Annotated in this window: 12 protein-coding genes; 10 read left to right on the top strand and 2 right to left on the bottom strand. The window is 55.2% G+C overall.

What is annotated here, in order from left to right; genetic code table 11:
* Positions 1-2: 2 nt before the first annotated feature.
* From V2B23_RS15885 to V2B23_RS15865, 5 genes are all read left to right on the top strand, one after another.
* The gene (locus V2B23_RS15885) at positions 3-1,355 is read left to right on the top strand and encodes an O-antigen ligase family protein (RefSeq protein ID WP_430951236.1); all 1,353 of its coding nucleotides are present in this window, start codon (positions 3-5) and stop codon (positions 1,353-1,355) included.
* A 1,451-nt stretch (positions 1,356-2,806) separates the two neighbouring features.
* Positions 2,807-4,774 carry a hypothetical protein gene (locus V2B23_RS15880; RefSeq protein WP_430951235.1) on the top strand — a complete coding sequence of 656 codons (1,968 nt, stop codon included), beginning with the start codon at positions 2,807-2,809 and terminating at the stop codon, positions 4,772-4,774.
* On the top strand, positions 4,771-6,507 hold the full coding sequence (locus V2B23_RS15875) for a phospholipid carrier-dependent glycosyltransferase (RefSeq protein WP_430951234.1): 1,737 nt from the start codon (positions 4,771-4,773) through the stop codon (positions 6,505-6,507). The genes V2B23_RS15880 and V2B23_RS15875 overlap by 4 nt, the downstream gene beginning before the upstream one ends.
* Before the next feature lie 82 nt (positions 6,508-6,589).
* Positions 6,590-7,723, top strand: a complete 1,134-nt coding sequence (locus V2B23_RS15870) for a beta-mannosidase (RefSeq protein WP_430951233.1) — start codon at positions 6,590-6,592, stop codon at positions 7,721-7,723.
* A 268-nt stretch (positions 7,724-7,991) separates the two neighbouring features.
* Entirely contained in the window at positions 7,992-8,909 is a 918-nt protein-coding gene (locus tag V2B23_RS15865) for a UTP--glucose-1-phosphate uridylyltransferase (RefSeq protein ID WP_430951559.1), read from the top strand.
* A gap of 65 nt (positions 8,910-8,974) precedes the next feature.
* Here V2B23_RS15865 and V2B23_RS15860 read toward each other — a convergent pair whose 3' ends face one another.
* Positions 8,975-10,429, bottom strand: a complete 1,455-nt coding sequence (locus V2B23_RS15860; protein WP_430951232.1) for a glycosyltransferase — start codon at positions 10,427-10,429, stop codon at positions 8,975-8,977.
* Positions 10,423-11,904 carry a hypothetical protein gene (locus tag V2B23_RS15855; protein WP_430951231.1) on the bottom strand — a complete coding sequence of 494 codons (1,482 nt, stop codon included), beginning with the start codon at positions 11,902-11,904 and terminating at the stop codon, positions 10,423-10,425. Before V2B23_RS15855 ends, V2B23_RS15860 begins: the two co-directional genes overlap by 7 nt.
* A 1,129-nt stretch (positions 11,905-13,033) precedes the next feature.
* On the opposite strand from V2B23_RS15855, the gene V2B23_RS15850 reads away from it, so the two are divergent.
* From V2B23_RS15850 to V2B23_RS15830, 5 genes are all read left to right on the top strand, one after another.
* Positions 13,034-14,524, top strand: coding sequence for a sugar transferase (locus V2B23_RS15850; protein WP_430951558.1), 1,491 nt, complete (start codon positions 13,034-13,036; stop codon positions 14,522-14,524).
* Between the two features lie 100 nt (positions 14,525-14,624).
* Positions 14,625-15,944 (top strand): UDP-glucose dehydrogenase family protein, encoded by a 1,320-nt coding sequence (locus V2B23_RS15845; protein WP_430951230.1) that lies wholly within the window; start codon positions 14,625-14,627, stop codon positions 15,942-15,944.
* A gap of 111 nt (positions 15,945-16,055) precedes the next feature.
* On the top strand, positions 16,056-17,258 hold the full coding sequence (locus tag V2B23_RS15840) for a polysaccharide pyruvyl transferase family protein (RefSeq protein ID WP_430951229.1): 1,203 nt from the start codon (positions 16,056-16,058) through the stop codon (positions 17,256-17,258).
* 127 nt (positions 17,259-17,385) lie between these two features.
* A complete protein-coding gene (locus tag V2B23_RS15835; protein ID WP_430951228.1) occupies positions 17,386-18,906 on the top strand; it encodes a lipopolysaccharide biosynthesis protein in 1,521 nt (506 codons plus the stop codon).
* Between the two features lie 252 nt (positions 18,907-19,158).
* Complete coding sequence (locus V2B23_RS15830; protein ID WP_430951227.1) at positions 19,159-20,310, top strand: hypothetical protein; 1,152 nt, start codon at positions 19,159-19,161, stop codon at positions 20,308-20,310.

The raw sequence follows: 20,310 nt of genomic DNA, 5'->3' as shown, positions 1-20,310 counted from the left end.
TCATGGGTAAGGAAACACTTGAGCTGCTGAGCAGTACACGCGGCGCGATATTGATGATCGCCGCCGCTGCACTACTTGTGTGGTTCACCCTGCCACGCAAAGCGGACGAACTCCCTCGTCGCATCGTTCTCTTCGTCGGGGCGTTCACCTTCGGCTCGCTTATCGGCACAAACTTCGGCTTGATCATCCAGATCCTCGCGCTCGTCGGCGCATTCGCTGAATGGATCGCCACTCCCAAAGCGTTGCGCCGTGGCGGTGCCGTCGTTGGTTGGGCAGCCGCAGTGATCGGATTCTGGGCGCTGTTGATGTTCCATCCGAACGTCCCCGACTTCAACACTGCGCTGCTGGGTTTCCGTAAGACTGTGCTGGCTTTCGCTGGTCTCGCACTCGGCTGTGCGATGCGCCCTAAGTGGATTCCGAAGCTGGAAATTCTCATCATCCGTTTTACGGCTGCCGCCGTCGCGGTCTCCATCGCATCAAACTTCTTCTTCCCTGCACTCTCGTCTTCGATCCTCCGAGCTGCTGGACGCTACACCGCTGTCTATGAGGGCCAGGACCGACTGCAGGGGATCTACGCGGGACCGTTCCACGCAGCGGCCGCCGGTCTACTGTTAGTCGGTTGGGCGATTGTTCGTTGGAACCTGCACCGCCGAACCGCGATCATCGTGGGCACTCTCGGCATAGTTTGCATGTACTTCACCTACGTCCGCAGTGCTTACGTCACGCTGGGACTGATGATCCTCGTTGCTCTGCTCATGGCACCGCACTTGAAGGTAGTCACAAGGCGATTCGCCTGGGCCGGCATGATCGCACTCGTCGGGTACGTCACACTCGTATGGAGCGGCGACGATGCAGTACTCGGCACGGTGGGTTCCATCAGCGACTTCTCCACAGATAACCGATTCCTCGACCGCATCCCGCAATGGGAAGAAGCATTCATGCTCTTCAATGACTCAATCTTCTACGGGTGGGGTGCGGGATCTGCCGGCGACACGATGGGCGAAGCATTCCGCACGGGCGTCCACGTGACCCCGCACAACATGCTCCTCAAGTTCGCTGTCGAGGGTGGCCTCATCGGACTACTTCTCATTGCTGGACTCGTTGCTGCCGCTGTTCGTCGCATCGACCGCACATCGGACCAAGCCCGCCTAGGCGTTGTGTCCGTAATGGTTGTCATCGGAATGGGGCTCACCATCTCGTCAATCGACATGCTTCCGATCACCTACTTCGCAATGGTGCTTCTCGGCCTGGGATTGACCGAGAAGCACCAAGGGAAATCAGGCGGCATTAGCGAAGTTGCCCCAGCGATGGTTGACGCCCCCGGTCGCCGACATAAATCCGGCGCCCGTAGCTGACAGGTTGAAGCCGCATTGGTGACGCGAGCAACTTCCGCTTTATCGACATACCCGATCAGAAGTGGGCCAGATGCAACGATCTTCAACCTCTTGGAGCAGCCACCGCGACAGTAGTAGACGTTCTGAGCCGCACCTCTAATCGAGCAAGTGTGACACTGAATCGAGAATGTGTGCACCTCGGACAGATGTTCACGTGATCATCGGGGACTTTCCTCTCTGATGTCATGTGATCAAATACCGTTGCTTCTGTCCTACCCATGTCATGCTTGCGAGCATGTGGTGGATTACCGAAGTTGTGGTCGGATGGATCACAGTTGGCGCGTTCTTAGCAGTTTGGCTAGGTCGTGCCATCAATCACGCAGAGTTGGCAGACCACACCGGCCTCGCGCTGAGTGAGTCTGATCAGCGTAGTTAGGCGCACTAGTTGGACCGCCGATGGGCCGCGCAACCTGGCCGAGCGCATTGAACGGCGAGTAGTCCCACACTACGCATCGTGTGGTGGTTAGGGTTTAGGTAGGCGGGCGAAGGTCGATTGCGTCACGTGAATCGCGAACATGATTAATCTTGCCGCAGTCGGTACGGGATGGAAAGTAGTGAATCCGCTCTGGCTGCAGGGTAACTGAGGATGAGACCAAACGCGAAGGCGGCAGATTCGCGCGCTTCAAGGCAATGCAACGGTTATCGGCCATATGGAACTGATTGAGCCACAAGCCTTTCGCGTGTGCGTAGCTCTCGCTACTTGGACACTTGTACGAGTGATTGTGTTCAAGATTGTCGAATTCGCAAACTCGGCAAGGTTTAGGGCGGAATTGTCAACTGACGTCGCGGCGGGTGACGCCTCGAATGTGAAGAGGGCATTGTGACTCCGGGGCGCTGCCACTTCGTTTGTTTATGGATCGCGAATAGTGCTGTACGCGAACATTTTAGTGGTTTCCTAGGTTCCGTCGGCGGGGTCGCGCGACGACGGCATTTCGATTGCGAGACTGGTGCGATGCGTCGTGCGCTCGAATCGGAACCGACGCACAAACGAGGTATCGGCAAACTGCTTGATGGTAACTCTGGCCGGCTAATCGCGGTCGTGAATTCGGGGCGGAGGTGTGCTCGGGCCAAGGTAACGATTGTGGCACCTGGTACCGGCGGGATCGGGGTCGCGGATTGCGAAAAGATAGCAATAGTGCAGTTCCTTTGCGGCACCAGCGAACTCACTGTGAATTATACATACGTCCAGATGGTGTGACGTTCAGCGCAACTTCTCGGGACCTAACTCCTATCAATGCGGAGATTCAAAATCTCATTGCTCGGGATAATTAGCCACCGTACTAACTGGCGGTTATGGTCTGTTTGTTGAAATCAATCCGATCATGTGATCGTGGGGGTGGGACGGCCGTAACTCTTCTGCCCTTGAAGCATCGTTCATGTTTCGTGAGATCGATCCCGAGGAGAGTTTGTAGATGGTCCCCAGTTTTATCGGGCTGCGTCGCAATTTGATGATGACGCTGGCAGTTGTGTTTTGCATGGTCTTTGCGTTCAACACAATTGCCGTGGCGCAGGTGGTCGATAAGGCTACTGAGACCAATGTCGCTGGTGCCAACGTTGGCGCGATCTCTCTTAAGGAACTTGGCCGGGGAACTGATGTGGTGTTCTCGGCGAATGATGAGCCGCTGACTGTTTCACTACCGGTGCCGGACGGACTCACTGCGACGGCTCTGATCGGGACAGTCACGGCACCTATCGATTTCAGTCGAGGATGGATCGAAGTGAGTGCTGATGGCCGCCCGGTCTCGCGGGTGGAATTTGATGCTGCTCAAGTTGGCCAAGGACTACCGATTTCGATACCGCTTGCCGGTCTGACTGTTATCGACCGGAGCATCGCCGTTTCGATGATCGGGCACCTCGTCCCCGTTGATGATCGTTGCTATGACAGAAGCAACTACCAACCACTCGCGCTGCGAAACACTTCGATCGTGTACGACGGCACCGAGGCGCAGCCGTCGACGGTGTCGAACTTCTTCCCTCCAATTTTGCGTAAGGCAACGATCTACCTTGCGGACAGTACGTCGCTCTCACAGCAGAGTGCTGCGCTGCTGCTCAGCACATCGATAGTGAATCGATATGGCAGTCAACCTGACGCTGTGGTTCTGGCCGAGTTGCCGTCCGGGCAGTCGCTCCCAGACTCCGTGCCCGGTCTATTCGAGCGGAACATTCTGGTTGGTGCCGAGGGGGAAGGCGGAATCGACCTCGTCGCCGGACCCAGTGGATATCCTGTCCTGCGTTTGGCCGGTGACGACAGATCACTTGTCCCGCAGGTTAATCTGCTCGCGGCAAACTTCAATGGTTTCTGGGCCGCAAGCCAAGCGCTGACGGAATCGGCGAAGGCCGTCGCGGAAATCTCTCGCGACGTTGTTCCTGTCGGCGACTTACGGCTCGGATCTTTGACGTCGTCAGGGCTCGAGCACGTCCAGGTTGAGGTGCCGTTCACCCAGTCCCAATTGGGCCGAGCAATGAAGAACGTGACCGTGCGCATGATTGGAACCTATGTTCCGATGCCGAGCACACGAAGCGCTCAGTTGTCGTTCAGCGTGGGGGATCAGCGTCTCGACAGTCGGGCAGTGGATAACAGTGGTCGCTTCGACATCGAATTCACGATCCCCGACGAGTTGGTGACGCGGGAGATGAACGTGACGGCTGCGCTGGATGTTTCCGGCGATTTTCAATGTGGGAGCAGCAACGGATCGACGCTGACGATTGATCCGGAAAGCACGATCAGCTCAAACGTCGCTGAACCGGCAAATCCCGGGGGCTTCCAGTCATTGCCGCAGTCGATGCTGCCGATCGTAGAAGTGGGGACCACGCGCGGAGATTTTGCCGATACTGTTCGGGCTCAACGTGTTCTGGTTCAGATGCAGCGGCTGAGCTACTTGCCGTTGCAGCCGCGAGTTCAGTCGTTTGTCGATGCGGCTTCCAGTCCGTTGCCGGCGGTGCTGGTCGCTGCAGACGGAAAGCTCCCGGACGGCGTGGATCTTGACCTGCCGATGGAAACCGCCGATCAAGGCTTGCTGCGGTTGCGCGGTCTTCAGTTCAATGCGCCATACGGCAGCATGCAGGTTGCTGTGGTTCCCAACCACGAAATCGTTGTTGTTACCTCTAACGGTGACGCAGCCGATGTCGACAACATGCTGAACTGGCTGGAAGGTGATCCGGCACGGTTCGGAAGGCTGGCAGGCGACGTTCTTGTTGCTCCTCGCGATGTCGATCCATTCGATATCAGCGTCAAACTTGCACCGGCAAGTGGGGCGAAAACCAGTGACGACGATAGCGGCATCAGCTCCACCACAATCGCTTTGATCGCAGCAGGCACCGCAGCACTGGTAGTTATTTCTGTGGGTGGCGTGCTGTTCTTCAGGCGCCGTTCACAATGATTGTCGCCGCACCAGCGGAATCACGAACGTTGGACTCAGCTGGTCCCATTGAGGAAGAACGTCAACGACTGCCCTGGGGGGTCTACACCGCGGTGGCCGTGGGGTATATCGCCCTTGGCGTGTGGCTGAACGCGGAGATCAAATTCATCTTCACCGATGCAATGAGTCGGGTTGCTGCAGTATCTGCAATGTTGTGGAGTCGCGATCCGCACTTTGCGGCAATCGGTTTCGTCTTCACTCCATTAACCGCAGTTGCACAGATTCCGCTGGGTCTGTTGGGGAACTGGTTTCCGGAGTTGTTGCGCTGGAACATCACTGCATCTGTGACGTCGGCGCTTTTCATGGCCGGAGCGGTCATGCAGATTCGAGGTATTGCACGTGATCGTGGGTGCGCTCGATGGGTGACGATCATCGTCACTGTGTTGTTTGCTCTCAATCCCATGATTCTCATGTACGCGGCCAACGGCATGAGTGAGGCGCTGTATCTCTTCTTCGTCATCTGGGCTGTTCGCCGCCTCATCAGATGGATGCGCAACGACGATGCACATGAGCTGATCGCAGCCGGTTTGGCGCTCGCACTGGCCTATCTGACCCGGTACGACGCCCTTGCACCTATGTTCGTTGCGGTGGTGCTCGTGTTCGTGGTCAGTTGGTTGAGATTTCCGAAGACTGACACCGACGACAAGTTTCATCGGTCGTGGGCAGCCGCGATTGACGCGACCGTTGTGTTGCTTCCGGGGCTCATCGCATTTCTTGCCTGGTCTGCCTCCAGCTGGTTGATCACAGGGCAAGCGTTTCAACAGTTTTCGTCGGTGTACGGCAACAGTGCGATTATCGAGCAGGCCGGTGGGGCTGCCGATACACCGCTGACCCGGATGATGTTCTCGCTGACGGAGATAGCGGTACTCGGGCCGGCGTTCCCGGTGCTAGCCGCCGCGGCAATTGTCTTGGCGTGGCGGCGGCGCGATCCCGAAGTAATCGTTCCGATTGTGCTGTTCGGCTCAGTGCTCGGCGCACAGACCTTGCTTTACATGATGGGCTCGACGTTTCCGTTTCTGCGCTTCTATCTTGCTGTCGTCCCGCTGTGTTTTGTGTTGGCAGTGTTGATCTCACCGCGCGAGCGGCCCGTTGTGTCGCGTAGGCCTGGGCGCGCGGCCAGTTCCGAGTTGGTCCGGGATCAGCCGAGGTACTCCGGTCCGTCGATCATGCTCGTTGTTGCGCTGGTACTACTGCTCGGTTCAACTGCGGTCACCTTTGTTGCAATGGGAAGTGCGCGACTGGCGTCGTTGGAACACTCGTTTGCGAGTGTGGTCATTCCAGGCCGCCAGGATGCCGCCGAACAAGCGATTCTGCGGACCTTCGGAGCAGAACGCAGGATAGCCGACTATCTCGATGACCTCGATCTGCCTGATGGATCGGTGCTGACCGATACGGTCTTGGCCTTCGGTGTCATCACTGCGTCTGATAATCCGAAACAGTTTGTGATTACCTCCGACACCGATTTTGTGAAGATATTGAACAACCCGTCGGAGTCCGGAGTTGAGTACATATTGACCGTTCCCAACGAGGAGCGCGGAGTGGCTGACGCGATTAATCGACGGTATCCGACCATGTACGAAACAGGCTCCGGTGGAATTGGTGCGTTGGTCATCGAAGTGGAGAACGACGGGGGCACGGTACCGCCAAACTGGAGGCTGTATCGGCTGACGGGCAATAAGCAAGAGGGAGGCTAAAACTCCGGATTTATGGGACACTTTGGACGCGGGGGGATGCTGCGTTCGAGCGATGGGTAAATATGTCTCCGAGAGTGAAAAAATGAAACCTCCAACGTCTGTTTGGCGTCGAGTGGCCGCAGTTCTTGTCAGTGCCGCTACTGTTCTCACCGTGAGTGGCGTGGCGGCGCGCACGGTGGATGCGGCCCCGCAACCGGGAGCCCGCGTCACCGCTTCCGTCGATGGATTGAAACTCGACGGACAAGATTGGTGGCCAACAGGATTCAATGCCTATCAGCTCGCCACAGATTGGGGGGTGAACTGGGGTTGCGGTGCGATGGTCGATCTCGACGACTATTTTGGATCGCTGCCGGCCAAGTCTTTGACGCGTTTCAATCTGTTTCAGGCCTTGGCGATCAACAAATTCACGGGTGAGTTGGATTTTGGACCCATGGACGCGGTGTTCGCCGCAGCCGAGGATCACAACCAGATGATCCTGCCCGTCCTCTCGCCGCAGGACGGAGCGTGCGAAGACGAGAATTTCAAGGAACGTAGCTGGTACGTCGATGGTTGGAAAGACTTCGACGCCAACGCAGCGAAGTCGCTGATCAGCTTTCAAGACTGGATGCATATAGCAGTTGCCAGGTGGAAAGACTCTCCGTCGCTGGCGGCGTGGGAATTGGTGGGAGAACCCGAACCGAGCTTATGCACCGACACCGCATGTAATTGGTGGACCAGGACGTGCCCGTCCGACACAGCGCAGATTCTGCGCTCGTTCTACGACGCGGCCGGTGCAGAAGTACGGGCGCTCGATCCCAAGACTTTGATCACGGCTGGGTTACTTGGCGGTGGCCAATGTGGTACGGGCGGTGACGATTACCAGTACGTCAGCGAGTCGCCCTATGTCGACGTTGTTCAATACCACGATTACGGCGCGGATGGTGTTGCTCTTCCCGGTGATCAGTGGAATGGATTGGCGCGTCGCATAACCCAGGCCACTGCGGCCGGAAAACCGCTGCTGGTAGCCGAAATCGGTGAACTGGCCGGCAGTTGTGAACCTCTCGCAACCCGGGCGACGCATATCGGTGACAAGATCGCGGGTCAGAAATCAGCCGGCACCGCCGGTGCGTTGTTGTGGGCCTTTGTGCCGGATCCTCGTCCGACTGAATGCACCATGGATATCGGCTACGACGATCCGCTATATGGAGTTGTCGCAGCTGAAGGCGAATGGGGCTGATAGGTCCTGAATTCTATTAGTGCCCCTGGGACCAAGGTCCCAGGGGCACTAGTTCTTTCGGCGGTTTTTTGGGGAATTGCGTAGCTTCCTTCGTGATGTGGAGTCGGTGTAATGTATTGCAAAACTGACGTATGTTTCGCAGTAGTTCGCAGCGTGCAGCTCAGAATCCGATAGACACTCATCGAAGAGATCCGCGCGGCATCAGTGGCGTGTAGATGAAACATCGGCGGCGTGTAGATGAATGAGTCTGCATCAGGAAAGGTAAATGATGACTACAGCGCGATCATCCTCGATCAAGACTGCGGTGGTGCCGGCAGCTGGGCTTGGCACTCGTTTCTTGCCGGCCACCAAAACGGTTCCCAAAGAGCTTCTGCCGGTGGTAGATACACCGGGGATTGAATTGGTCGCCAGTGAGGCTGCTGCTGCGGGAGTGGAACGTTTGGTTATCGTCACGGCGCCCGGAAAAGCGGGTGTCATGGCGCATTTCCTGGAAGATGTTGTGCTCGAAAACAGATTGCAGGATGCGGGAAAATATCATCTCCTGGAGCGGGTCCGAAAGGCGCCGGGGTTGATCTCGGTGGAACCTGTTGTTCAGGAGTCTCCTCTCGGTTTGGGGCACGCCGTCGGCCTGGCGGAATCGGTTCTCGGCGCCGACGAGGACGCCATCGCGGTTCTGCTTCCGGACGATCTAGTGCATCCCGGTGGGGTGCTCGAGGCCATGTCGAGGGTCAGGGATGAGCGCGGAGGATCTGTTCTCTGCGCATTCGACGTGCCGCGACATGAAGTCAGTGCATACGGAATTTTTGACGTGGAGCCAGACTCCGACAACCCTGACGTTCTCAAGGTCGTTGGCATGGTGGAGAAGCCGGATACGCACAGTGCGCCCTCAACTTTAGCTGCTGTTGGCCGGTATCTATTGGATCGCAGGATCTTTGACGCCCTGCGCTCCATCAAACCGGGTAAGGGCGGTGAGTTGCAGTTGACCGACGCGATTGCCTTGATGATCAGTGAGGGGCATCCCGTCCACGTCGTGGTGCACCGGGGATCGCGTCACGATCTCGGAAACCCGGGCGGATTCCTACGAGCCTCACTTGACCATGCACTGGGGCGCGAAGAATACGGCCCGGAATTGCGAATCTGGCTGGAGGAGCGTCTTCGCCAACCAGACCCGCAACTTACCTACTGAGATAAACAACTCCGCCCGGGACATCGTCCCGGGCGGAGTTGTTTGTGTGCGTGCGGTCGGAAGAATCAGTTGCTCAGACCATGAAACGTCTTCTCCCAGTATGACGGGTTCATAATCAATTGGTAGGTGCCCTTGATCGCGGCGATGCTCATCAGTACCCAATACAGTGGCGCTGTCAGGCACGCAATCAACAGGGCGGCATTCCGCGTCTCGCGACACGCAACAAGATTCATGTACATCACAGCGGCGTTTCCAAAGACGAGCGACGCGAGGGCCGGGAAGTACACGTAGCTGGGGAAAATCTGTTGGATTATCGCGGGTTGACCGAGAATCCAGCCCAGGCTCAGAAGCCAGAAGATCGTGTTCAGTGCGGCAACCACCGGCGTTCCCGCCATCAGGATGGTAAATCGCAAGAACCCGACGGTCCCGATCCCGCGCCACAGCTTCACCGGCTGGCGCATGTGAACCAGCCAAGTCTGCAAGTAGCCCTTGTACCAGCGGGATCGCTGGCGGATCCAGTTTATGGTGTCGCTGTTCGCCTCTTCGAGTGTTGTCGAGTTGAGGACGGCAGTGCGGTAGCCGCTTTCAGCGATTCGTACCCCGAGGTCAGCGTCCTCCGTGACGTTGAACGGATCCCAAGCGCCAATATCATCAAGCACGCTGCGTCGCAGGTGATTTGATGTCCCACCCAGAGGAATAGGGGAGTTGCTCCGCATGAGGCCGGGCAAGATGAAGTTGAACCACAGGGCGTAGTCAGCGGTGAACCATGCCGTCAGCAGATTTTGTGTGCCGTTGTGAAAGGCAAGTTTTGCCTGGACACATGCGGTATTTGCGGGCAGCTGAGCGAAAGTTGCTACTACTCGGAGCAATTGAAGTGGATCTGGCGAGTCCTCAGCGTCGTAGATCGTGATGATCTCGCCCGTGGAAAAATGAAGTCCGTAGTTGCAGGCCTTCGGCTTGGTACGTGGATCTGCCGCCGGGACCTTCAAGATGCTGACTACTTTGTCGACGCCGGCTAATTCAGCGGCTTCGATGGTGATCATGTCGTCTTCCTCGAGAAGGAGGAGGACTTGGAGTTTTTCCTTCGGGTAGTCGATAGCACGCATAGCTGCGATCAGATCACCGACAACCTCTGGTTCGTTGTAGGCGGGCACCAGGATCGTATACAGCGGCAGTTCGTCATCGGTAAGGGCAAGAGCCACGTCATCACTGATGGTCATGATGGCCGACGCATCCAGGCCCCGCATAAAGAGGATGAGCCGATCAACCATCGTCCACACATATCCGAGGGTGCACAGCAGAGTGAGAGTGATCAGAGTGGGGGTGAGGAAGAAGATCAGGCACAGGATTGTCGCCGCGAGAAGCGCGAACAGGACGTTACGCTGCCAGGGGTAGAACGCCACCGAGGCAGAGGAAATCGGTTTGCGCTCGCGCAGACCGTTCACTGCGTCATGGAGGGCAGCGGCCTTGAATGCGTCGGAGGCTTTGTCTCCGTGCACCAGGAGATCGAGATTCACCATTGTTGAGCCTCCACGATGTGTCGTCCCAAGGCCTCGAGCATCCCGAGGTCTTTGTACTGTGATTCGTTGTCCTCGGTTGAGCTTTTCCCTCGCAAGAGCAGAGCGAGACTATTGCCTCCATTCGAGGCCATCGACGGACTCGGCTCCGGGAAATAGGCGTCCGGTTCGTGATTATCGACGGTGATGAGACTGACGCGTTGCGCGGCACCGTCGCCACGCGTCCAGATGAAGTTGAGATTGCTCCAGGTGAGAAGGAGAGCGTCGTCGACGATGGTGTACATCTCGGCTACGACACCGCGCGTCAGTTCGACTTGCACAGAGGGGCTGACACGCGCGTTCTGCAACTCGTACGTTGCACTGCTCGGGTAAACAGAGAGGGTGGCTGCACGACGGACCTGCAGAACATCCATTTGTACAGTGCGCTGGCGCATGAGAGCGTCCCACGCTGGATTTGGCGTATCGGCCCGAATTGTTTGTCGCGTCAAAGTGGATGTAGATCCGAAGTAACGTTGCGGCCAATCGAACTCTTCAGTGGAGATTTGACTCCACCCCGCCGGTACCACCAATCGAGGATCCGCAGTAGCCGGGGGACCTTGGGAAATCGGAATATCGTCGGCGTTGGGGAGCGGTGTGAGGGCGATCAGTATTGCAACGCCGAACACGAAGAGGATGGTCCAGTCGCTGGTTTTGGTAGACGGCTTTCGGAGCGGACGATCGAAAGGTTTCAGCGATTTTCCGCGCCGTTGATACAGGTAGAAGATTGCGCCGACCAGCAATGCGGTTCCGACTGCGGGAAAGAGTTGAACCAGAAATAACGGCACCGTCGGAAACTGGTTCGAGAGGTAGTACACCAAGGTAGTGCCGAGGGCGATGGAGATCAAGAAGGCAACCAAACCTCGTCGCCAGTTTCGACTGACGGCAATGGTGGTGGCCGTGGAGGCGACAACAACCATGATGACGCTGTAGTCGAACCGAGTACCGCCCAATTCGATTGCCAGCGTTCGGTAGAAAAGCGGGCTCAACACCATGGGCGTCAGCCAGATCAACCAGTACCGATTGACAGGGCGAAGTCCGAACATGAGAACTGCTGCGCCCCAGACAAAGACCCAAGCTGCCAGCGCATCGATGTGCATCAGCTCGTAGTTGTCCCCGAAACGCGGCATCAGCAACGCCTGCATACCAAGCGCGACGAGTAAGCCGATGCCGCCAACGATCTTGTCCGTCTCCCGATCATGGATCGGGAGTTCGGGCCCCCGCCTGAGGTCTGTGCCCACAGCCGCAACAACACACAGCAGTGGCAGTACAAATACGAACCCAATCGCGGTGCCATCAACTGTGCTGCGCCATAGGTTGTTCCACGTTGGCCAGAACGCAAATATGGTGGATGCTGCAATCATCAACCAACGGACCGTGAGCCGCGGAACAATTCCCGACTCAGCGCGGATAGTGCTGATCTTCAAGGTGTGTAGTCCCATTCGAGCGTGACTGGTCAACGAACCGAAATGCGGATCTCATTGGGAGTCTTCGGGTGTATGTCCGAATTTTGACCTTACGCGATTTTGTGCGACGCACGAATCGGACGACATGGGCGTTTCACCGCCCGACTGTTGCCTCATCAGGTTTGTACGCGCTGTAGTCCGCGCTTCCAAATTCGACAGCGGAATGTGTATCTCGGTTGTGTATTTCACCCTTATCGAATGCCTGCATCATTAGGGACGTAAGTCCCGAATGGTGGTTACTTTCGGTCAGTATCCCCAACTTGGCGTATCAGATAAAAGGCGATTTGTCCGATCTCTCGGCTTGGTGGGACGTAGGTGTGACCGCCGGCAGCGGGCCGACAAATCGATTTGAATTCGCTGCCATTTCACATCGTGAGATTTGACACCCGTGTGAGCAAAATAATATAGACCGTAAGTGGACAATCGTCCAGCAGGAATCTTCGGTGTCGCACGGTTTGGACTTCGCGCTATCGGTTCATTCGCTTCTGGATAGCCGTAGTTATCGCCCGCGAATGGTCAAAAACTGAAACGGGACAAAGGTCGCAAACTTCTCGGGTGATTTGGTCTGTATTCCGTTCGTGCAGTCGCGATTACAGTTTGTTCGACGGATAAGGCTTTGATCTGCAAGTATCTCCGCTGTTTGTGTGGCTGGCAACTAGTCGGCGCACTGCTGCTACGTAGGCAAGGCGGGCAAGATCTGGTATTTGCTAAGGAGTTGCTATCGGTGGTGGAAATGTGCCGGTTGGGCAAAAGAACGACTCGACAGACGAAAAAGAGCGCTCGGCAATCTGCCGTTTTGGGCGGAGTGGGTGATTGAGGTTAGTCACCACTGTCGACCTGCGCTGTTGGTAAATTTGATCCAACTGCGGGGTGGTGGTGAAATAGATCCCGCATGGTACGTAACGGACAGCCGCGGAATGCGATCAAACAGTGTGAAACCGATGTGCGGGGCGCTTGCTCGAGTCGGGTCTGGTGGTCAGGCAATTTCGGATTGTTTCGAGCACTTTACAGAAGAGTAGTTGATTCGGAAATTTCCTGACCAGGAAGGAGAGCTGACACGGTGACAGCGCTCAACGAAAGCGAAGGGTCTCGCACGAGCCCTCGTGTGGTGGTGCCGGAAGTTCAACCGGTGGCGCCTGACGCTCAGTCGGAGGTGTCTTCGCGACATCGATGGCAAGCGGCTTACGTTCGACGGTTGGCCGTCAGTGACGCGGCAATTATTGTCGCAGCGGTCTTTCTTGCTCAGTGGTTCCGTTTCGGTGCAGATTCGGGTGGGGTAAGCACCAGTGGCGTTGGAAACTACAGCTACAGCGCCGTCTCATTCGTATTGATCGTCGCGTGGATTGCAACGCTCAGCATCTTCCGGACTAGGTCGATCCGAGTGATCGGGAGCGGACCGGAAGAGTATCGGCGGATCTTTGTCAGCACGGTGCGGCTCTTCGGCTTGATCGCGATAGGCAGCCTGCTTCTACAGATCGACATCGCACGGCTCTATCTGGCATTTGCTTTTCCAGTCGGCATGACCGCATTGATGGCCAACCGTTGGTTCTGGCGCCGAATCATTGCCCGTCGACGTGCACGGGGTGAATTCAGAACCTCGGTCCTCGTTGTGGGAAATCGTCACGCAGTTGTAAACCTGGCAGAGAACTTCGAGCGTGGATCAGCTGACGGATTCAGGGTGGTAGGTGTTTGCGCTCCAGGCCACAACAGCGACATGAACGATGCGATAATGGTCGGAGGCAGGCGCATCCCGGTTTTGGGTGACGAACACGACGTCACCCGTGCCCTTGATGTGGTCGGTGCAGATACCGTCGCCGTCACCGCCACCGAGCATCTGGGATTGGACGGAATGCGCAAGCTTGCATGGGATCTCGAGTCCAAGCGGGTAGATCTTGTTGTCTCGCCGGGCATTCTAGATGTCTCGGGCCCCAGGCTTTCGATGCGGCCCGTTGCAGGACTTCCGTTGATCCATGTGGAACGGCCGCGCTATCACAGCGCGCAAAAGTTCGCGAAGACGTCGTTCGACATCGTCTTTGCCACAATGATTTTGATCATGATCAGTCCGGTGCTGCTCGCCGCGGCGCTGGCTGTGAAACTGACCAGCCCTGGTCCCGCCCTGTACAAGTCGGAGCGAATGGGTTTGGACGGTAAACCATTCCCGATGCTTAAGTTCCGTTCGATGGTTCAGAATGCAGACAAGCAAGTTGACGCTCTGATGAAGAACAACGAGGGTGCGGGCGTTCTGTTCAAGATGCGTGACGACCCACGGGTCACGGCGGTGGGACGCTTCATGCGGAAATACTCCATCGACGAACTCCCGCAGTTCCTGAATGTTTTGCGACGTGAGATGAGCGTTGTTGGACCCCGGCCTCCGCTGCGGCGCGAGGTGGAGGCATACGACGGCACAGTGAGCCGGCGTCTTCTCGTCAAACCCGGAATTACAGGACTGTGGCAGGTGAGTGGTCGCTCCGATCTCTCGTGGGAAGACACTGTGCGACTCGATCTTTCCTACGTCGACAACTGGTCGATGATGGGCGATGTCCTGATTGTCGCCAAGACACTGAAAGCGGTCGTTGCCAGCGATGGTGCGTACTGATTTGGGCGTCCAAGACCAGGCGGAATCTGCTGTCCCAAAGAAATCTCTTCTTAGATCTTGCCGACTCTTTGTTGGCTGACCGTAAAGGAAATGCGAGAGCATGCGAATCACTGTCTTCGGTACGGGCTATCTGGGGGCCACGCATGCGGCGTGTATGGCTGAGTTGGGCCATGAGGTACTCGGCGTCGATGTCGACGAACTGAAGTTGAAGAAGCTTGAGGCAGGCGAGGTCCCATTCTGGGAGCCCGGTCTCGAAGAGATCCTGCAGCGCAATATAGCGGCTGGCCGTCTGCGCTTCACGTCGTCTTACGCCGAGGCTGCAGATTTTGCCGATGTTCATTTTCTTGGTGTCGGCACGCCCCAGAAGAAGGGTGAGTTTGCCGCTGACATGAAGTATGTGGACGCTGTGGTCGAGACTTTGGCACCACTGCTGACAAAGCCCGCGGTTATCCTCGGTAAGTCAACGGTGCCGGTAGGCACCGCTGCACGACTTGGTGCCACTGCGCGTGCGTTGGCGCCTGCAGGCGACGGTGTTGAGGTCGCGTGGAATCCAGAGTTTCTGCGAGAAGGATATGCAGTCAAAGACACATTGCACCCGGACAGGTTGGTCCTGGGCGTCGATCGTACGCGGCCGGGGCGTGCCGAAGATGTAGCGCGCGAGGTCTATACAGATTTGCTTGAGGAAAAGATCCCATTCGTCGTGACTGATTTGGCTACTGCAGAACTGGTCAAAGCCTCCGCGAATGCGTTTTTGGCGACCAAGATTTCTTTCATTAACGCGATCGCCGAGGTTTGTGAAGCAGCAGGGGCAGATGTCACAGTGCTAGCCGACGCGATTGGTCACGACGAGCGCATCGGCCGTAAGTTTCTCAATGCTGGCATTGGATTCGGTGGCGGGTGTCTTCCGAAGGATATTCGGGCGTTCATGGCTCGGGCCGGTGAACTCGGCGCTGATCAAGCTCTCACATTCTTGCGCGAGGTTGACAACATCAATATGCGGCGTCGCACGCGCATGGTGGAACTAGCTAGGGAAGCGTGTGGGTCTCTCCTAGGTGCCAGGGTCGCAGTCCTGGGTGCTGCTTTCAAGCCTGATTCTGATGACGTCCGCGATTCACCCGCTTTGAACGTTGCAGGCCAGATCCAGCTTCAGGGGGCGACAGTGAATGTGTACGACCCCAAAGCGATGGACAACTCACGAGCACTGTTCCCCACACTTGGCTACGCGAGCTCGGCGCTCGAAGCATGTGAGGGTGCCGATGTGGTGTTGGTACTTACAGAATGGAAAGAATTCAGGGCACTCAAGCCATCAGACCTTGCCAGTGTCGTTCGGACGAAAGCACTGATAGACGGGCGGAACTGTCTTGACCCCAAGCTCTGGCGAGCCTCTGGTTGGACCTATCGCGGGCTTGGTAGGCCGTAATCTGCGGCCTGACGCAACACAGAAGCTAGCGCTTGAGGTTTGAGCACTGGATCTGCGCGAGTCAGTCCGGGGCACGGGCATCTGATATCGGAATTCAGGAGAGGGACTAAAATGATACTGGCTAGCTTCGGCACCTTCGACGTAAAGAACTATGGAGACTCCCTCTTTCCGATTATTGTTGACCATGAACTCGGACCGATATTTACAGAAGTAATCCACGTCTCACCAGTGGGAGGGCAAGCTTACAAGGATGTACCGCCGAGCGTTAGCGTGAAGCAGTTCCGAGATGAGCAGCGAAAAGTCGATGCCGTAATCGTCGCTGGCGGTAACATTCTTCATGCACGTCGAACGCCACTGCCGGATTACAAATCAGTTCATCGGACGGCCTACGCAAGCCTATGGGCTGGCGCAGCAAAGGTCGCTGCACAAAACAACGCCCCACTAATTATCAACAGTCCCGGTATCCCTAAGCAGACGGGACTTCTGACTGGATCGATCATGCAAATGGTATTTCGACAGGCGCAGTATGCGTCAGTACGAGATAATCAGAGTTTGCAAAATCTATCTGATAATAGATCAATGGCACGAGTAGTCCCTGACACAGCTTTGCTCTTGCGCGACGCGCTAGGCTCCAAGGTTCAAAAGGGTAATACCAGAGAAATTGCAGTTCACGTTAATGATCGATACGCTTCGAGTGACCTTGCCCAGATCGCAAGTACGTTAGACAAATTATCTGATGCACTTGAGTTAAGGGTGCACTTGATCGGAATCGGTGCTTGTCATGGCGACAATCACCTCGCAGAGTCTATCTCCTCTCATATGACTACGGACCACAGTGTCACTGCAGATCCGGAAACAGTCACAGAAGTTGCACAAATCATCGCCAGTGCAAGTTTATACGTGGGTTCGTCACTGCACGGATTTATCACCGCGTGTTCGTATGGGGTCCCCGCTATCATCGTCGCTGACGATTCTCAGCAACACAAATTTGACGGTCTTCTTGGTCAACTATTTGCCCGACGAAGAATAATTCCTTCCTGGGATTTGGTTTTGGAGGAGGTTATTTCCAGTTCGAAGGCGGCGGAACAGGAAAGCAACATATTCAAGAATTCGGTCAATATTGAAGGATGTAGAACTAATATCCGCGAGCATTGGCAATCAATCACATCGGTATTGAGCGGCCCAAGTGCTGTGACGAGCGATGCCATTCGGTACATCCCGTATCCCTCACGGGTAGTAGCAGCGTCGAATATTATGGAGCAGATACCGGGGCGCGTTGGAGCGAGGGTACGCCGAATTGAGATCAAAAGATGATTGGCATTTTGCGCATCGTTCAATTTGGAGAATTTCGAGACGATCATCGCGACAAACTTAATGATAAGCAATCAAATCTTTGTGCACAGAATTTACTATATACTGTGCAAGTATCGAGCCCTTTCTCATGAATCGGGATAGCGTTGCTGACTTAGCTGGATCTAACGGATCTAACGTAGCAAAGAAAGGCGTATTCTGGAATGCAATTGGAATTCTGACGCGCCAGTTCTTTCTTGTAGTTTCATCGATATTGTTAGCTCGCATTCTGGGGCCCGAGAGTTATGCGATTGTTGCGCTTGCCGGCGTTTATACGGCTTTCGCCACGTTGCTGTTGGATCAGGGCCTTACCTCGCCACTGATCAGCAAAAAAGAAATAACCAGGAATTTTGTCGGCGCCGCAACGACCTTGAATATTCTTAGTGCAATCGCGATTGCACTATTGACTGTTGCCCTGGCGCCGATCGCCGGACGGGCACTCGGGGTTCCTGCGCTCGAACCAGTTCTATGTTTGTTCGCAGTTGCCCTTCCACTTAAAGCTCTGTCAATTGCACCGAGGGCTATTCTGGCGAGATCCGTCAACTTCAAAATTCAGGCAATAATCGATGTGGTATCGTCGATCATTGGCGGAATCGTACTGATTATCAGCATAATGGCCACGGGAAACTACTGGTCGTTTGTCTATCAGGTCATTGCTGTTGACGCATGTGTGGCTTTAGGGTTAATACTCTCGGTGAAGCCGCCACTTCCGAATTTTCGACTTAACCTTCTCAGTGACTCCTTTATGTACGGCGGCCGTGTACTAATTAGCAATCTTCTCTCTTATGGTGTGCAGAATGTAGACAATATACTTGTCGGCCGCTATCTAGGCCCAGTTGAATTATCATACTACTCGGTCGCTTACCGACTGGTGACTACTCCAGTTCAGCTTGTAGGGCAAATCGTGTCACGAGTATTGTTTCCGGTCACCGCTAGATATCACAATCAAAACAAACCGGTCGATGGACTTGTTGGGCGAGTTATCTTGATTACATCGTCCGTAATGTTACCCAGCATGGCATTTATTGCAGTTTCAGCGCAAGATTTGGTTCAGGCCGTGCTCGGAGCAGACTGGTCTTCAGCCGCACTGACTCTCGCTATATTCGCAATAGCAGGTGCAAGGCAAACAATAACAACATTGAATTCCCCAGTCCTGATGGGTATCGACAGGACTGACATTTTACTGAAATTCAGTATGCTTGCCGCATCTGTCCAGGTTTCCGCCATTGTATTCGGGCTGCAGTGGGGAATTAACGGCGTTGCCGTTTGCTACACGACTGCTGGGTTCATTCTAACTCCTTTGATTATGCGAATACAAAAGCGGACAATTGGTTTATCGTACCGACGACAAATGGCTGCCGTGTTACCAGGCTTACATTGCGCATTCTGGGTGGTCGTCGCGTACCTAGTGCTGGGTTGGGTCACGAATTTTGGACCGTACATAACGTTGCTAACTGGACTAATTCTGTGTTTATTGAGTGCAGTTCTTGTTCTTTGGGCCTGTCATCGAAGTTCAATTGGAAGTGAGTTTGAAACAGCCCTCAAACTCCGGAAACGTCGCAGTCTAAATAATGGAGCGGCTAGCGATTCGGATTCCGGAGGTGCAATTTGAGCATCATGGTCAGGGAATCCGACAGTGCAGTAAAGGGGCAGACAAGCAATGACCCTCACAATTTTTGGATGTTGGGGACGGCAGCGGTCGTTTCTTCCTTCCCAGAAGTTCTCGGGTGCGTCTATTTGAGTCAGCCGGGTAGGAGAATTGTCGCCGTTGGAATTGGAAATCAATTTTTCTTTTCACCGGTGCGTCGGTAAAAGTTTGCATGGGTGAATCCGAAGTGACTTCCAATCAAAAGAGGAACGCGTAATGGCTGTAAACGGTCGGCCGGATACAATCAGGACAATAGTCTTGTCCCACGATATTTCGTCGAATGCGCTGGGTCGGGCATTGTCGATGGCTCTGGTGGCGCAAGAACTGGGTGAAGTCCAAGTCTGTGCTTTTGGTAGCGGCAGGCTGTGGCCGGGCGCAAGTCAATTTGACCTTGACGTTAATAGAATCGGTCGGCATTGGAAACGTGAGATAGATGCGGTTATGTCAGCCTCCGCGGACACGACTTTAGTGTGGGTATGCAAAGGGATTTCGCCGCTAGCACGCGTTGTGACCTACCTTAAGGACCGATATCCGGGAAATATAGTGATTGCGGATTTCGATGATGATGATGCCGGCCTTGCTCATGAGTTCTTTAAGTCTACGGTACTTAATCGGATTAGACTTTTACGTAATAGATCCATGCTTCCTTGGGTAATTCGAAGATCGCAACGCAAGATAATTGATCTAGCAGATGGCTTTACGTTTGCCAGTAATTCAGTCGCGGCAGCGTTCCCTAGTAACCGCGGCCCCTCCGCACGGATTCCACATGTCAGATTGGATTCAACGGGTATTGCACCGACTAACTTGGTGAACTCTATCGTTAAACCTGGCGTTTCGGGTTCCATTAAATTCGGGGTATACGGAACGCTAAGAGCTCACAAGGGTGGAAGTCTCGTCCTCGAAGCCATTCGTTCCCATCCTGAGTTACATCTTTTCACATTTGAAAACTGTGGTCTAGAAGACCGCTTGGTGACTGACGTGAATTGGACTGAGATCTCGCCTTCAACACCATTAGATAAAGCGTACGCAGAAATCGACGTGGCGGTCATCGCAATAACAAGTCTTCATCAATCGGCGCAGATGCAGTTCCCCGCAAAGCTTGTCGATGCGATGAGGGCAGGTGTAGCTATAGTGGCAACGGGAACGAGTGCGGTTCGCGAGTACGCGATGTCGTCTTTTCTAGAATTGCCATCCGATGCGTCTGTAGATGACCTAGTGAACTTAGTAAAGGCTGCTTACAAGAGTGGTCTGGGGCGTGAGGCCAGGCTGATCTACGAGTCTGAATTGACGCCCGTCTCTGCCGGAAAGAATCTGCAACGTCTATTCGACGAGTCGCGCGATAGCGTCCTCTCGTCGGTGAAAGGTTAG

Origin of the sequence: Rhodococcus sp. 24CO (genome assembly GCF_050586165.1) — a bacterium.
Classification (GTDB): domain Bacteria; phylum Actinomycetota; class Actinomycetes; order Mycobacteriales; family Mycobacteriaceae; genus Rhodococcus_F.
This window is presented reverse-complemented; position numbering and strand designations above follow the sequence as displayed.

Bases quoted from the DNA above. Each gene is read 5' to 3' on its own strand.
- V2B23_RS15885 (WP_430951236.1), top strand. From the start codon at position 3: ATGGGTAAGGAAACACTTGAGCTGCTGAGCAGTACACGCGGCGCGATA.
- V2B23_RS15880 (WP_430951235.1), top strand. From the start codon at position 2,807: ATGGTCCCCAGTTTTATCGGGCTGCGTCGCAATTTGATGATGACGCTG.
- V2B23_RS15875 (WP_430951234.1), top strand. From the start codon at position 4,771: ATGATTGTCGCCGCACCAGCGGAATCACGAACGTTGGACTCAGCTGGT.
- V2B23_RS15870 (WP_430951233.1), top strand. From the start codon at position 6,590: ATGAAACCTCCAACGTCTGTTTGGCGTCGAGTGGCCGCAGTTCTTGTC.
- V2B23_RS15865 (WP_430951559.1), top strand. From the start codon at position 7,992: ATGACTACAGCGCGATCATCCTCGATCAAGACTGCGGTGGTGCCGGCA.
- V2B23_RS15860 (WP_430951232.1), bottom strand. From the start codon at position 10,429: ATGGTGAATCTCGATCTCCTGGTGCACGGAGACAAAGCCTCCGACGCA.
- V2B23_RS15855 (WP_430951231.1), bottom strand. From the start codon at position 11,904: ATGGGACTACACACCTTGAAGATCAGCACTATCCGCGCTGAGTCGGGA.
- V2B23_RS15845 (WP_430951230.1), top strand. From the start codon at position 14,625: ATGCGAATCACTGTCTTCGGTACGGGCTATCTGGGGGCCACGCATGCG.
- V2B23_RS15840 (WP_430951229.1), top strand. From the start codon at position 16,056: ATGATACTGGCTAGCTTCGGCACCTTCGACGTAAAGAACTATGGAGAC.
- V2B23_RS15835 (WP_430951228.1), top strand. From the start codon at position 17,386: ATGAATCGGGATAGCGTTGCTGACTTAGCTGGATCTAACGGATCTAAC.
- V2B23_RS15830 (WP_430951227.1), top strand. From the start codon at position 19,159: ATGGCTGTAAACGGTCGGCCGGATACAATCAGGACAATAGTCTTGTCC.